At 50.2% G+C, this 14,061-nt stretch carries 13 protein-coding genes; 8 read left to right on the top strand and 5 right to left on the bottom strand.

What is annotated here, in order from left to right:
- Window positions 1-58: 58 nt before the first annotated feature.
- Together glpD and JYB63_RS12460 are read right to left on the bottom strand one after the other, a co-directional pair.
- On the bottom strand, window positions 59-1,576 hold the full coding sequence (gene glpD, locus JYB63_RS12455) for a glycerol-3-phosphate dehydrogenase (RefSeq protein ID WP_205658168.1): 1,518 nt from the start codon (window positions 1,574-1,576) through the stop codon (window positions 59-61).
- A 387-nt stretch (window positions 1,577-1,963) separates the two neighbouring features.
- On the bottom strand, window positions 1,964-2,722 hold the full coding sequence (locus tag JYB63_RS12460; RefSeq protein WP_205658169.1) for a DeoR/GlpR family transcriptional regulator: 759 nt from the start codon (window positions 2,720-2,722) through the stop codon (window positions 1,964-1,966).
- A 281-nt stretch (window positions 2,723-3,003) separates the two neighbouring features.
- On the opposite strand from JYB63_RS12460, the gene glpK reads away from it, so the two are divergent.
- Window positions 3,004-4,488 (top strand): glycerol kinase GlpK, encoded by a 1,485-nt coding sequence (gene glpK / locus JYB63_RS12465; RefSeq protein WP_205658170.1) that lies wholly within the window; start codon window positions 3,004-3,006, stop codon window positions 4,486-4,488.
- A gap of 515 nt (window positions 4,489-5,003) precedes the next feature.
- Window positions 5,004-5,447: a CopD family protein gene (locus JYB63_RS12470; RefSeq protein WP_205658171.1), complete on the top strand. Its 444-nt coding sequence runs from the start codon at window positions 5,004-5,006 to the stop codon at window positions 5,445-5,447.
- A gap of 560 nt (window positions 5,448-6,007) precedes the next feature.
- Here the strand turns inward: JYB63_RS12470 and JYB63_RS12475 are convergent.
- Complete coding sequence (locus tag JYB63_RS12475; protein WP_205658172.1) at window positions 6,008-6,364, bottom strand: c-type cytochrome; 357 nt, start codon at window positions 6,362-6,364, stop codon at window positions 6,008-6,010.
- An 839-nt stretch (window positions 6,365-7,203) separates the two neighbouring features.
- Here JYB63_RS12475 and JYB63_RS12480 point away from each other — a divergent pair.
- The 6 genes from JYB63_RS12480 (at window position 7,204) to JYB63_RS12505 (ending at window position 11,521) form a co-directional block, all read left to right on the top strand.
- A complete protein-coding gene (locus JYB63_RS12480) occupies window positions 7,204-7,611 on the top strand; it encodes a hypothetical protein (RefSeq protein ID WP_205658173.1) in 408 nt (135 codons plus the stop codon).
- A 407-nt stretch (window positions 7,612-8,018) separates the two neighbouring features.
- On the top strand, window positions 8,019-8,342 hold the full coding sequence (locus tag JYB63_RS12485) for a type II toxin-antitoxin system RelE/ParE family toxin (protein ID WP_205658174.1): 324 nt from the start codon (window positions 8,019-8,021) through the stop codon (window positions 8,340-8,342).
- Between the two features lie 14 nt (window positions 8,343-8,356).
- Window positions 8,357-8,662, top strand: a complete 306-nt coding sequence (nadS, locus tag JYB63_RS12490; RefSeq protein WP_205658175.1) for a NadS family protein — start codon at window positions 8,357-8,359, stop codon at window positions 8,660-8,662.
- Window positions 8,663-8,857: 195 nt separating this feature from the next.
- Complete coding sequence (locus tag JYB63_RS12495) at window positions 8,858-9,541, top strand: response regulator transcription factor (RefSeq protein ID WP_205658176.1); 684 nt, start codon at window positions 8,858-8,860, stop codon at window positions 9,539-9,541.
- The gene (locus JYB63_RS23655) at window positions 9,538-10,872 is read left to right on the top strand and encodes a histidine kinase dimerization/phospho-acceptor domain-containing protein (RefSeq protein ID WP_205658177.1); all 1,335 of its coding nucleotides are present in this window, start codon (window positions 9,538-9,540) and stop codon (window positions 10,870-10,872) included. Before JYB63_RS12495 ends, JYB63_RS23655 begins: the two co-directional genes overlap by 4 nt.
- An 88-nt stretch (window positions 10,873-10,960) precedes the next feature.
- On the top strand, window positions 10,961-11,521 hold the full coding sequence (locus JYB63_RS12505) for a hypothetical protein (RefSeq protein WP_205658178.1): 561 nt from the start codon (window positions 10,961-10,963) through the stop codon (window positions 11,519-11,521).
- 80 nt (window positions 11,522-11,601) lie between these two features.
- On the opposite strand, the gene JYB63_RS12510 is transcribed toward JYB63_RS12505, so the two are convergent.
- Both JYB63_RS12510 and JYB63_RS12515 read right to left on the bottom strand, forming a co-directional pair.
- Complete coding sequence (locus JYB63_RS12510) at window positions 11,602-12,963, bottom strand: sigma-54 interaction domain-containing protein (RefSeq protein WP_205658179.1); 1,362 nt, start codon at window positions 12,961-12,963, stop codon at window positions 11,602-11,604.
- Window positions 12,964-12,998: 35 nt separating this feature from the next.
- Window positions 12,999-13,847, bottom strand: a complete 849-nt coding sequence (locus JYB63_RS12515; protein WP_205658180.1) for a 3-hydroxyacyl-CoA dehydrogenase family protein — start codon at window positions 13,845-13,847, stop codon at window positions 12,999-13,001.
- Between the last annotated feature and the right edge of the window lie 214 nt (window positions 13,848-14,061).

The following is a 14,061-nucleotide window of genomic DNA, read 5'->3' on the forward strand; positions in this document are numbered from 1 at the left end:
TTGTGTGGTCATAAAAGCTGCGACGCCCGCCGGTTTTGCGCACCGGCGGAATTGCCTGTTAAGAAGCGGCGTCGAGGTTTTTAAAATTGAAATAGCGGTTCAGGAATTCCTGCAGGGCAGAGACCTGTGCCGCATTCAGGAACAGACCCAGCTTGGTTCTGCGCCAGAGGATGTCTTCAAGGCTGACTGCCCATTCGTGTTTGAGCAGGTATTCCACTTCACAGGCATAAAGCCCGCCACCGAAGTCCTGGCCCATCCGTTCAAGGCTGTCGATGTGTTGCAGCAGTTGATGGCTGCGGGTGCCGTAACTGCGCACATAGCGCTGTGCGGTATGCGGAGGCAACCACGGATACTGTCGTTGCAGCCGTTCCAGCAGTTGTGGCTGGCTGGTGAAGTCGCCGCCGGGCAGGGCTGCGTCGGCAGTCCATTGCGGGCCGGCATTCGGGAAGTGTTCACACAGTTTATCTACCGCGGCCTGGGCCAGTTTGCGGTAGGTAGTGATCTTGCCGCCGAACACTGACAGCAGAGCAGCCTGATTCAGCGGGGCGTCCATTTCAAAGGTGTAATCCCGGGTAACCGCCTGTGCGTTCTCTGCTTCATCATCCAGCAGCGGACGTACGCCGGAATAGGTGCGTACCACCTGCGTATTATTAATCTGGGTGTTGAAGTGCTGGTTGCTGATGTCGATAAGGTAATCAATTTCAGCTTGGCTGATTTCTACCGCAGAAGGGTCGCCCTGATATTCTTCATCGGTGGTGCCGATCAGGGAGAACTGTTCTTCGTACGGAATGACAAAGACGATCCGGCCGTCTTCATTCTGCAGAATGTAAGCCTGCTCTTCGTCGTGAATGCGGGGCACAATAATATGGCTGCCTTTTACCAGACGGATTTTTTTCGGTGCCGGAATATCCATAGTGTCGGCAAACAGGCTGGAGACCCAGGGGCCCGCGGCATTCACCAGTGCCTTACTGCGGATGATTTTGGTTTTACCGGTGAGCATGTTCTCGACGCTGATTTCCCAGATATCGCCATTGCGGGCGGCAGCCACGCAACGGGTACGGGTTTTGATTTTCGCGCCTTTCTCTTCTGCTAGTTGGGCGTTCAGCACCACCAGACGGGCGTCATCTACCCAGCCGTCGGAGTATTCGAAGCCTTTGGTAATGTGGCTTTTCAGCGGGCCGGAGGGATCAAACTTAATGCCTTTGGACGCCGGCAGGGTTACCCGCTTAGCCAGGTGGTCGTACAGGAATAGGCCGGCACGGATCATCCACGCTGGGCGCAGGTGTGGCCGGTGCGGTAAACGGAAACGCAGTGGCCACATAATGTGCGGCGCGTTTTTCAGCAGTACTTCCCGTTCAGCCAATGCTTCTTTCACCAGCCGGAATTCATAGTATTCCAGGTAGCGCAGGCCACCGTGGATCAGCTTACTGCTGTTGGATGAAGTTGCCGACGCCAGATCATTCATTTCACACAGGTACACGCTAAGCCCCCGGCCTGCAGCGTCGGCAGCAATGCCTACCCCGTTAATGCCGCCACCGACGACAAACAGGTCATATACCTGGTGCTGTTTAGCCATGATCTTTGTTTCCTCCGGCGAATAAAGTGGCGTATAAAAAGCGCCATAAAATGTTCGATGTATTAATCATAATGTTCGATTGCGAACAAAATCAACTAAAAAAGAACAAGTAATGCTCTCTATGTGAAAATTTCATGGCCGTGTAACAAAGGATGTACGGCCGAATGCCGGGAATTAACCGGTAAAAATGTGTGGTTAAGTGTCAGTCATGCTGACGAATGCTTTTAAGCTTAGTGGTTCTGGGGGACGGGAAAGGGCTTAAAACGTCTTACAGGCGCGTAAAAACTGTCTGAATGGTAAAAATAAACAGGGGGCGGAGCGGGAATTTTCATGGGAAATCCAAGGGTTAAGATTTCCCGTGTAAAGGTTAATTCAGTAAGTGGTGGGTCAGGCAATCTGCAGATGGATTTCGTGTTCGTCGAGAATTTCGCTGATTACCTGTGGTGGCTGCATATCTGTATATAGATGATCCACCTGGGTAATTGAACCCTGTTTCACCATGGCACTGCGGCCAAATTTGGAATTGTCCACCGCCAGAATGACGCTGCGGGAATGTTCGATCATCGCCTGGGCAACCCGTACTTCACGGTAGTCGAAATCCAGCAGGGAACCATCCATGCTGATGCCGCTGATGCCGATGATGCAGAAGTCCATATGGAACTGACTGATGAAATCGCTGGTGGCTTCACCGACGATGCCGCCATCCCGGTGGCGTACCTCACCGGCGGCAATGATCACGGTGAAATCTTCCTTGGTAGCCAGAATAGTGGCTACGTGGATGTTATTGGTAACAACCTTCAGATCCCGGTGGTTGAGCAGGGCCCGGGCAATGGTTTCAGTGGTGGTACCGATATTGATGAACAGCGACGCACCATCGGGAATCAGCTTGACCAGCTCCCGGGCAATACGTTCTTTTGCTTCCAGATTCATGATCTTACGGGACTGGTAAGACGCATTTACTGTGCTGGATTCTCCGCCCGCACCGCCGTGGTGGCGCAGCAGTTTCTTTTCATCAGCCAGTTGGTTGAGATCGCGGCGAATCGTCTGCGGGGTTACCTTAAAATGCGTCACCAGTTCATCAATACTGACAAACCCTTTGTGCTGCACTAATTTTAGTATTTCCGCATGGCGCTGGCTTTGATTCATTGGCTGACCCTGTTATCGGTTACTTCTTTAACCGGCTGATTACCCATGTTGGGGGAACGTTTGCCGGTGCGTTCCTCATCTGAAACGGATGGGGCAGAACGGTTGAAAATTATCGCATATGAGGCAATTAGCGTCATTAATTTCACCGGTAACCGCGGTTAAAGTTCATATTCGAAAATCACTGTGTTAATTTAGCCTAAATAGTGAAATAGCGAAAAGAACAATTATTAATGCTGCCGGTTGTGTACACGCCGCAGCAAGTCCACGAAAAAGGCTTTCCTATGTCAGGCTACATATTATCTGTTGATCAGGGGACCACCAGTTCCCGGGCGATTCTGTTTACGGCTGAAGGCCGGGTACATAAGGTTGCGCAGGAAGAATTTACCCAGCACTTTCCTAATGATGGTTGGGTGGAACATAACCCGGCCGACCTGTGGGATACGGTATTACGCACCGCCCGCCAGGTGCTGGAAGATGCTCAGGTCAGCGCCACTGATCTGCTGGCCATCGGTATTACCAACCAGCGGGAAACCACCCTGGTATGGGACAAACAAACCGGCGAACCGGTATATAACGCCATTGTCTGGCAAGACCGCCGTACTGCGGAATACTGTCGCCAACTGAGTGATCAGGGTCACGGTGACAGCGTGCAGGAAAAAACCGGCCTGCTGCTGGACCCATACTTCTCCGCCACCAAGTTGCGCTGGATTCTGGAAGAAGTACCCGGTGCCCGTGCAAGGGCTGAAGCCGGTGAACTGGCATTCGGTACCGTAGACAGCTACCTGCTCTGGAAGCTGACCGGTGGCAAGGTACACCGTACCGATGCCACCAACGCCTCACGCACCATGATCTTCAACATTCATACCCAGGAATGGGATGCCGAGCTGCTTGAACTGCTGAATATTCCGGCCTGCATGCTGCCGGAAGTAATGGACTCCGCCGCCGATTTCGGCGTGGCCGATGCTGAACTGCTAGGGGCAGAAGTACCGGTACTGGGCATTGCCGGTGATCAGCAGGCGGCTTTGTTTGGCCAGACCTGCTATCAGGCCGGTATGGCTAAGAGCACTTACGGCACAGGCTGCTTCCTGATGCTGAATACCGGCGATAAGGCACTTAAATCTGAAAACCGTTTGTTAACTACCGTGGCCTACCGGCTGAACGGTAAAACCACCTATGCGCTGGAAGGCAGTATCTTTGTTGCCGGTGCGGCGGTGCAGTGGCTGCGGGACGGTCTGCAGCTGATTCAGGGCGCCGGTGAAACCGAACCGCTGGCGGAACAGACCCCGCTGGATCATGGTGTGTTTCTGGTACCGGCCTTTACCGGCCTGGGTGCACCATACTGGGACCCGGATGCCCGCGGCGCCATCTTCGGCCTGACCCGGGACACCGGCATTAAAGAAATCGTGACTGCCGGACTGCAATCGGTGTGTTATCAGACCAAAGATCTGCAGAAAGCCATGGAAAGCGACGGTGTCCGGCCAACCACTTTACGGGTGGATGGCGGCATGGTTGCCAATAACTGGGTGCTGAACTTCCTTGCAGATATTCTGGGGGCCAATGTAGACCGCCCGGAAATTATCGAAACCACCGCGTTGGGGGCTGCTTATCTTGCCGGCCTGCAGGCGGGAGTATTTACCTCACTGGAACAGCTTGCCGACATGTGGCATTGCGATAAGCGTTTTGAACCGACCATGGATAAAGCCCGCCGCGACGGATTCTATGCCGGCTGGAAAGACGCCGTACGCCGGGTACAAAGCGGCCAGTAAAGGTGTAAATTTTTGCTCTGTTGGGAGGCTCCCGGAGAAATCCGGCAGCCTCTTTTTTTATGCCTTTTCAACAACAAAAGCTGGAAGTGAATTACTCACAGATTCTGTGGATAACTCTGTGAGTATTGTTTGGGCAGATGGCTTCAGGCCGCATGATTACGGGGTTTTTAACAAATCGTTCATAATCGCACCACTGGATATTAAGTGCTTTAAAATCAATGAGTTAAATATATCAATATGGTTTTTATAAAAAAATAATAAAAAAAAAGGTAAAAAAATACAGGAGAGGTATTGACTGTGGATTGTGTGCGACAATAAAACGAAAACACAGTCTTAGAAGCGAAGTGATCCCTTACATTTTTATTCGCAATTGCAGCAAAAAATTGCAGTGCTTTAGCCTCAGTACGATTCACCTGAGCAAGATCAATTCTTCTTCAGCCCCCGTAGCGTATAAGGTAGAGAGTAAAGCAGAGAGTTAATAACCATTCGCATTTATTTTTATGGAGCGCTGCACAATGTATGAGATCTTTTTGTTGTTACATGTCTTGGCGGCGACCGTCTGGACAGGCGGACATCTGGTGCTGGCGGTGGGAGTGCTACCCCGGGTGCTGAAGCATTCCGATGTGGCCTATATAAAAGCATTCGAATCCGGGTTTGAAAAAATCGGCATTCCTGCGCTGATCATACAGGTGCTCACCGGCCTGCATCTGGCCTACCGGCTGTTACCGGACTTTGGGCTCTGGTTCAACTTCTCCGATCCGATTTCCCGGGTCATCAGTTTTAAGCTAATCCTGCTGCTCTGTACTTTTCTGCTGGCCATTGACGCCCGCTTACGGGTCATTCCGAAACTTTCAGCGGATAACCTGGTATCGCTGGCCTGGCATATTATTCCGGTAACCGTTATTTCGGTACTGTTTGTGGTGGTAGGCGTGTCTTTTAAAACCGGCTGGTTCTTTTAAGGCGAAAGTGCTTAAGGACCGAAGATTTAGGGCTAAGCATTAAGGATAGAAGATAAAAGAAACAGACCTGACAGGATACCGAACGATGGGAGAGCGGGGGGGCACTCCTGAAAGAACAGCATATCCTGCAGGCCTGTTAAAAACCTCTGTTAAAAAAACCGTTGCTCTGAACAACCGTTACTTAAAACAAGGCTACGATCCGGGGAGGAGGAGGGTATAACCCGTTTCCGGTATCGCGGTGAGGTCGGGAGCTGTTATACCTTCGTCGAAGTAAATAAAAGGTTAAGACGGCAGGAAAAGTTTTCTGTTGTACTGCGCAGAAAGCCTGAGCAAGCCCTGTTGCAGACAGCACATAACAGCGGGGCTTTTTATTGCGGATAAAACAAAGGCTGTGAGTGTTTACTTACCGTTTGGAAGAGGTTTCACAGGCACCGGTTCAGAACAGCGACTGGCTGACCGGGGGAAGCAATACACCGCAACCGAACGGCACCTGTGAAATCTGAGAAGGTCGTATCAGGCAGTAAACCTCCGTTGGGTGAGCTGCCGGATACTGAAACGGATTACGGATTCATGCTGCGGATATAGGCGAATATATCTGCCACATCGTTCTGGCTCAGCACACCCTTAAAGGCTGGCATGCCGGGTTTACCGTCCATCACTTTTTGCGTCAGCTTAGTATCTGAACTGAACATGGAGTTCAGCTTCTTGCTGATGTTCGCCGGCTTGTTATCCATGCCTGCTGCGGCAGGGCCATCTCCCCAGCCTTTATTTCCATGGCATACCTGACAGTTCGCCAGAAACTTAGACTTGCCGTTATCCAGATTAGCGGCCTGCGCTGTTTCAGGCGTAACACTGCTGGCAACAAAGATCATACCTGCGACACCTAAAGCGCCCAGGCCTGCAAAGGCGTATTTCATAGTGAATCCCAGTTAGTTAATTAATTGCGTACAGGCTAACCGGGCTGGGGTGGAATAAATGTTTTCGACATTCTTTCGACAAAAATTTGGGTGAGTTGCGCGGGTGTAGGAGGGGTTAGGGATGGATCTGCCAAGGGAGAGGGGAATGTCCTGCAGCTATTTTATTGAACAGGTAATCAGATCAGGTGAAGCTTACGACTATGACCAGAACAATTGTGAAGGTCATACCTACGACTGCGACGGTATGCCTGGGATCATTAGGGTTACTGAAACTTTCGGTGACGGATTTATCGCCCACAGAGTGTGGAGGATATCTGCCCAGAGTAAACAGTAGACAGACAGGCAGGCCGATATAGTAGAAAACCACATAGAACAGAAAGTCGATCAGGATCGAGAAGATTAAGTAGAAAACTGATCTTAAAGTAAAAAGAATTATTTCTTCCAACATTGGACTCATTCCTGATTTTTAAGATTAGTTTGGTTTCCTGTTTATAAGTGTAGGCTCAGTTGCGAAGCATTGATGTTTTTGGTGCGCAGTTAACCCCTTCATTGCATCTTTCTTATCTTTTCCTGTTAGAAATAACGGGGCCAAGCTTTGTCTTTGCCCCAGGTATTTGTGTTCAGAGTAAAAGCTAAACTCAGAATTAAACTGTTCCGGCGCTCGCAATACCTGTGAATCACCTCCGAAACTGCAATCCTTTGCATTCCTTTCTCTGTAAATCGGCACTCTGTTGCCGCTTGCACGGCTAAAACACTGATTCTGCCTGCCTGCGAGCATGGCCTGGAACTTGCTAAAGAATGGGGATAGTCATAGCAAGCGTCATGCATCAGGAGTAAACATGATCAGGATCGATTCGGTAACCCAACCTAACATTGCAGGTGCTGCAAGCAGTCAAAAAGCAGCAGCCTCATCTACCTTTGCTGATTTACTGGCAGAACAGGCAGCCAAACTTGCTGAGACGGCAAAGAGCAAACAGGAAGACACGCCGGCTGCCAGTGATCAAACCACTGCTACCGAAGAGAAAAGCATGGTCAACCACCGGGATGAACTGATGCGTTTGCTATCTATGAGTCCGGCTGAGTTAATTCGCTACCAGATGCTTGATGAAATGGGCCTGACGGAAGAGTCGCTGAAGAATCTTCCCTATGAAGAGCGGATGAAGATTGAAGAGATGATCGAGGAAGAGATCGAACGTCAGTTAGGCAGTAAAGAGGGGATTGGCGATATCGCTGCCCAGATTCTCTGATAGAAGGTAAGGGAATCAGGTCTTACCTTTTGTCTTCATGCTTTAAAAATGCGCCAGAGTTGAATATAAGAAGTTTCCTCTGGCCTTTCTATTATTTGCTTTCCCATCACGCTTAAAAACGCCTCGAACAATTTTTTGAAGAATACTGCCAGAATTTCTTGTTTGTTGTTCAGGATGACAGAAATGGTGCTCTGATCGGCGGGATTCGTATTACGCTCTTCTGTTTTCCATTTCCAGGATGTTTTGGAAACTTCTTTTTATCGAGAATTATTCCGCCAAAAAAGATACACAACTTTGCCAGCGTAGGTTGTTGGTGGAGAGGCTTCAGTATGCTGTGTTAATCTGGATAAAAGGATTTTAAGGGTACAAAGTACCTGCTATGCTATGTACAAAGTACACGGAATTGTATGTTTACATTTATAGAGCTGGGTGGATTCAGTAAGCGCAGAGCTGAATTACTGACGGATGATGAATTTAAAGCGCTGCAAGAAGCTTTAATTATTAATCCTGAGAGCGGTAGCCGGATGGTTGGCACAGGAGGATTCAGAAAGCTCCGGTGGGCCAGACCCGGTAAGGGGAAGAGTGGCGGAGTAAGAGTGATTTATTACAACCTTACTGTGTCTACCGGGCGTTTGTATCTTGCGCTGATTTATTCAAAGAACGAAGCCGATAATCTGACAGCTGCGCAGAAAGCTCAGCTAAAACAATTATCTGATGTGCTGAAGAAGTAGCGAGGGAATTGGTTATGAAAGATGAGCTGTTTGCCGATCTTCTGGCGAGTGCTGAGGAGATGGTTGCAATTGAGCAGGGCAACTCAGTGCCTGATGATGCAGCAGTGCACCGCTATGAAACGCTGGATGTTCAGGCTATACGGGAAATTGCAGGGAAGTCTCGTAAGGAGTTTGCGGTGATTATTGGTGCGAGCTACGAAGCAGTGAAAAGCTGGGAAACCGGGCGACGTAATCCGACCGGGCCCACCAAAAAATTACTGACGCTGATAAAAGAGAATCCCCGGAAAATGACAGAGATTCTGGAATTAGAAACAACCTGATGTGTGGTTTTTTCTTTTACCTTTAAAAAAATAAGCCAGAGTTAAAATCACGCAAGATTTCCTCTGGCTTTTCTATTCGTATCTGAAACCGTTGCCAACCCCTCATTCCACTTTTTTTTCACATTTTCACCACTAAGCTGCAACCATTTGTTGTTATGCTTGAATGGGCCTCAGGCTGTGGAGTTGTCGTACCTTATGAAAATACTGCTGATTGAAGATAGCCAGGACATTGCCGGCGTGATCTTTGATTTTTTTGAAATTCGCGGTGATTACCTGCTGGACTACGCCAGTGACGGGCGGCATGGTCTGGAGCTGGCGACAAAGAACCATTATGACCTGATCATTCTGGATATTATGCTGCCCCTGATGGACGGCCTGGATGTGTGTAAAACCCTGCGTAACCGGGGTGTGGATTTACCGATTCTCATGCTCACAGCCCGCAGCGACCGGGATGACATTCTGGAAGGTTTTGAACAGGGGGCGGATGACTATCTGGTGAAGCCGTTTGACCTGAATATCCTTGAGGCCAGAGTGCAGGCACTGTATCGCCGTAAGACCGGGGCAGTCGCCACGAAGTTTCTGCACTTCGGTGAACTGAAACTGGATCTGGTGAACCGGGTAGTGGAGCGCAGCGACTGTCGCTTTAAGCTGAATCAGACCCAGTTTACTATTCTTAAAACCCTGCTGATGCGCGCCCCGGATGTTGCAACCCGGGATGAGCTGATTAAAGAAGTCTGGCAGGATGATGAGCCGGACGGTGATGTATTGCGCAGCCATATTTATCAGCTGCGTAACCAGATCGATAAACCGTTCAGGCATGCCTACATTAAAACCGTGCCCAAGGTTGGCTATCAGCTGACCGCTGAGACTGAACTGTGAAATCTGTCCCCTCTGCGAAACGCTTAACATTTTTTTATTTTTCCATCGTGGCCATCGCGCTGGTCACCATTCATGCCTCGGTATTTGAATTAACCAAGGAAGATATCGAGCACCTTTATGGCAATAACCGGCTGCAGGCCAATGAAGCCTTTGCCCTTCGGGTGTTTGCCAATGCTGATTTAACCGGGCTGGATAAAGTTGAGTTGCCCCGGGAAGAGATTTCCGAAGTAAACCGGCCGCCGGTGATTTACCTCAACTGGAAAAATCTGCCCCCCGGCTTTCCGGACCCGGATACTCTGGCGCTGAATGAAGAACGTGAGGTGAAGTTTTCCCCCGAGTCGGAGGAGCGCGCGTATTTCATGAAGAAGATTGATCTGCCCGCCGGGGGGAAAACCTATCACGCACTGCTGGTGATCGATAACACTTTGTTTGAGTTCAGCGAGGAACAGTTGCTGGGGGCCCACGCCCAGCAGTTGGTGGTGTCGCTGGTGCTGCTGGCCATCAGCCTGTTTGTGGTGATGAAGATTGCCGAGCGCCTGACCAACCCTATTTCACGGTTTGCCAACACGCTGGCTGAAAAGTCCCCGGATGATCTGGAGCCGGTGGATGTACCAAAGGGAACCGCCACCCTTGAGTTGTTGAAAATGGTTGAGACGTTCAATGACTATCAGGCCCGTATCCGGGATCTGCTGGAACGTGAGCGGGCCTTCAACCGTTATACCAGCCATGAATTGCGTACTCCGCTGATGGTGATGAAAGGGGCTATTACCCTGCTGGGGGAGTCGAAAGATGAAGCCTTTATTGAAAAGCAGCGGCAAAGGCTGGAGAAAGCCACCGGAGAGATCGGTGAGTTCATTGAGACCTTGCTGACCCTGACCAAAGCAGTGGAAGGGGCTGAGCTGATTCCCCGGGCGCTGTCTGAGGAGGAGCTGACTAATATAGTGGCGAACCATCAGCATCTGCTGAATAACAAAGCGGTGGAATGGTGGGTGAAGGTTGAGGGTGATCCGGTAATCCGCATGCCGGAAGCGGCTTTCCATATTCTTTTGGGCAATGTGATTAAAAATGCTTTTGCTTGTGTGGAGCGGGGCGTTGTCAGTGTGGTGGTGAATAGCGAAGGTATTCAGGTGTGTGATACCGGGCCGGGGCTATATGGTAAGTCTTCAGCCAGTGAAGGCTTCGGGTTGGGGCTGTTACTGGTGCGTGATATTTGCCATCGCTATGGCTGGAGCTTTGAATTGAAGGATAACAGTGCTTCAGGCAGCAGCGGCTGTACCGCCGTGATCGGTTTTGCTGTTGCGCAGAATACGGGTGAAGAGGTTAAAGGCTGAGCGATGTATTTGCGTTGAACGCAGAGCTTTATCCGTTGTCTGTATTACTCAACTGAAACTCTTAAAAAGCCTGAAAAAAGAAGCGCTTATGCCGAAGAATAAGAAGGTCACCGAAAAAGTTATTTACCGTCTGGATTTCCGCCCGCCGGCGACTATTCTCAAAGACGGTTTTGCCGGCACCAATAACGAATGGATGAATACCGTGTACGGGACCAGCACAGTATTTTGTGCCCGTACACTGCGGGGTATTTCCCGGTTCTTTCTGGAGTCCGCACTGGATATGGGGGCTGCCGGTATAGATGCCGCAGGTCGGCGTCCGCCGGGGCCGCTGAGCAGCAGTATGGGCAGCGTGTATCCCACCACTCCTGAAAAAGTATACGTCTATTGTATCCGGGCCAAGGGGTTGGAATACATTGATGTGCAGGAAGATCTTGAGGCAAAGACGGCGGGGTACCCCATTAATCCGGATTCAAAAATCCTCAGTTACATCGAAGAAAAAAAGAACGCCAACGGGGTGATCGGTTTCGATGAGGAATACTGGGAAAGAAAGCTGCGCATTTATCTGAATAAATGTGCACTTTATACCGAAGAACTGATCGTCAAAGGGCCGATAGAACCGGCCCGCATTACCCTTTATCAGACCCTCTGATTGCCTGAGCCATACTAGCTTTAATGTTTGTTTTTGCCCGTCCGTTCTGGCGGGCAGTGGTACTTCCCGCCGTGCTGCTGTTACTGACCAGCTTCCTTAAGCTTTTCATATAAGCTGGACCGGGATATTCCCAGTTTTTTGGCAGCCTTGGTTTTATTGCCCTGGCATTCTTCAATCGCTTTTCTGATGGCGGCCAGCTCAGACCGTATGCGGGCTTTTTTAATGTCCGATGTTGCTTCCGTGGGCGCTGGTGTGTCACCTGAAGCGTCGTGCAGGTCGTAGTCCTCGATGTATTCCCCTTCGGCCATGATGCAGCCCCGTTCAATTCTGTTTCTTAACTCCCGGATGTTCCCGGGCCAGGCATAGTTACAGAGCCAGAAAATTGCAGATTCAGACAGGCGTATTTCGGGGATATTTGATTCACTCAGAACCTGTTTAAGTAAGTGCTCAGCCAGTTCGGGAATGTCTTCTGTTCGTTCTCTGAGAGGTGGGATTTTCAATTCAATGACATTGAGCCGGTAATACAGGTCTGCCCGGAATTTTCCCTGCCTGACGACTTCTTCAAGATTAACCGCTGTTGCGGCGATCACCCGTATATCGACCTTTTCAAGTTTGTTGGAACCTAAGGCTTCTACTTCCCGTTCCTGCAGTACCCTGAGTAATTTGGCCTGCATGTTCAGTGGCATTTCGGCGATTTCATCGAGAAACAGGGTGCCACCGTCGGCCAGTTTGATTTTGCCGACCCGGCCCTTCTTATCCGCGCCGGTATAAGCGCCGGGGGCTGCACCAAACAGTTCACTTTCCACCAGTGCTTCGGGCAGTGCACCCATGTTTACGCCGACAAATGGTCCGGATTTTCTGGGTGACAGGTTGTGAATGCCCTGAGCAAGCAGTTCCTTGCCGGTGCCGGTTTCACCCTGTAACAGGATGGTGGTGTCTATCTGAGCAGCCTTGATGGCCTGTTTTTTCAAGGTGTTCAGCGGCAGGGACTGGCCGATCATGTCATCAAAGGAGTAACGGGTGGTTCTGTCTAATATCTGGGTTTCGTATTTCCTACGCAGCAGGGAAAACTTGTCGAACATGGGTTGTAAGCGTTCGAGTTCATCGTAATAGATAAACCCGACCGCGCCGGTGATATTACCATCGCTGTCTCGCAGAGGCAGGCGGGTGACGGCGCACCATACTTCGTTTATCTGCATCAGGTCGACCAGGTTAGGCTTGCCGGTCTGGATGACCCGGTCCAGCTGGGTGGTGGGTACTACTTCCTGAATCTTCTTGCCCAGCAGGTCATCTTTTTGCTGTTTTAACAGTGAACAGTAACCTTTGCTGATCCAGATAATGACGCCATTTTTATCGAGCACCACAGCGCCCTGACACATACCTGTCAGCAGGTTGAAAAAACTGTCTTCTGCCTGGGGGAGCAGTTTTTCTGATGGATGCATGTATATAAACCTGTATGTGTCGGATGCCGGTTTGTTCAGTTATATTCGAAGAAACCCTGTCCGGTTTTCCGGCCCAGAATTTTGCTGTCTACCATTTCCACAAGCAGCGGGCTGGGGCGGTATTTAGGGTCCTTAAAGCCTGCATACAGAACATTCATAATATTCAGGCAGGTATCCAGGCCAATCATATCCGCCAGCGAAAGCGGGCCGATAGGTTGTGCGCAGCCCATGACCATGGCTTTATCAATTTCTTCAGCGCTTCCTATTCCCTGTTCCAGAACAAATATTGCCTCGTTAATCATAGGAATCAACAGACGGTTGACGATAAAGCCGGGTCTGTCTGTAGATAGTACCGATTCTTTCCCCAGAGTATTTACCACTGTTTTTACCGCCTGAATCGTATCAGGGGTTGTGGTGTAGGCGGGAATAATTTCAACCAGCTGAATCAGCGGGACCGGGTTCATGAAATGCATGCCAATCACCCGTTCAGGGATATCGGTTGCCTGAGCCAGGCGGGTAATCGAGATGGAAGATGTATTGGTGGCCAGAATGGTATTTTCGTGGCACAGGGTACTCAGCTTTTGCAACAGCCCGGCTTTAGCGGCTTCATTTTCGACAATGGCTTCAATGAGCAGGTCTGATCCTGCCAGTTCCTCAATACTCTGGCACGGGGCTATCTGGCTTAGTATGGCCTGAGTTGTGTTGTTCAGATATCCCTTACTTTCCAGTTTCTTCAGGCTTGCTTCGATGGATTTCAGGCCGCGGCTAAGCATACTTTCAGACTGATCATGCAGGCGTACACGGTAGCCTGCGCAGGCGAACACCTGGGCGATTCCCGCTCCCATTTGTCCGGCACCTACGATTCCCACTGTCTGATCATTCATAACGGTTAACTCCTGATGTGTGATTGAAAGCAGAGGTGTCAGCAAGGATCAGGCCAATGGTGGTCAGGGCCGGTTTATCGGGACTGTACCGCTATTCAGTGTATTTCTAACAGCTGTTTTGTCCATTTTTGCGGACAGTGTCCGTCTGTGAGTGTCCGGTTTGGACAGAAGATGATCCTGTTTATTCACACTTCAGGGCAGCAGTATCCGGGCG

The sequence above is a fragment of the Aliamphritea spongicola genome (assembly GCF_017051665.1).
GTDB classification, from domain to species: domain Bacteria; phylum Pseudomonadota; class Gammaproteobacteria; order Pseudomonadales; family Balneatricaceae; genus Amphritea; species Amphritea spongicola.

Coding starts and splice junctions, on each gene's coding strand:
- glpD (WP_205658168.1), bottom strand. CDS start 1,576: ATGGCTAAACAGCACCAGGTATATGACCTGTTTGTCGTCGGTGGCGGC.
- JYB63_RS12460 (WP_205658169.1), bottom strand. CDS start 2,722: ATGAATCAAAGCCAGCGCCATGCGGAAATACTAAAATTAGTGCAGCAC.
- glpK (WP_205658170.1), top strand. CDS start 3,004: ATGTCAGGCTACATATTATCTGTTGATCAGGGGACCACCAGTTCCCGG.
- JYB63_RS12470 (WP_205658171.1), top strand. CDS start 5,004: ATGTATGAGATCTTTTTGTTGTTACATGTCTTGGCGGCGACCGTCTGG.
- JYB63_RS12475 (WP_205658172.1), bottom strand. CDS start 6,364: ATGAAATACGCCTTTGCAGGCCTGGGCGCTTTAGGTGTCGCAGGTATG.
- JYB63_RS12480 (WP_205658173.1), top strand. CDS start 7,204: ATGATCAGGATCGATTCGGTAACCCAACCTAACATTGCAGGTGCTGCA.
- JYB63_RS12485 (WP_205658174.1), top strand. CDS start 8,019: ATGTTTACATTTATAGAGCTGGGTGGATTCAGTAAGCGCAGAGCTGAA.
- nadS (WP_205658175.1), top strand. CDS start 8,357: ATGAAAGATGAGCTGTTTGCCGATCTTCTGGCGAGTGCTGAGGAGATG.
- JYB63_RS12495 (WP_205658176.1), top strand. CDS start 8,858: ATGAAAATACTGCTGATTGAAGATAGCCAGGACATTGCCGGCGTGATC.
- JYB63_RS12505 (WP_205658178.1), top strand. CDS start 10,961: ATGCCGAAGAATAAGAAGGTCACCGAAAAAGTTATTTACCGTCTGGAT.
- JYB63_RS12510 (WP_205658179.1), bottom strand. CDS start 12,963: ATGCATCCATCAGAAAAACTGCTCCCCCAGGCAGAAGACAGTTTTTTC.
- JYB63_RS12515 (WP_205658180.1), bottom strand. CDS start 13,847: ATGAATGATCAGACAGTGGGAATCGTAGGTGCCGGACAAATGGGAGCG.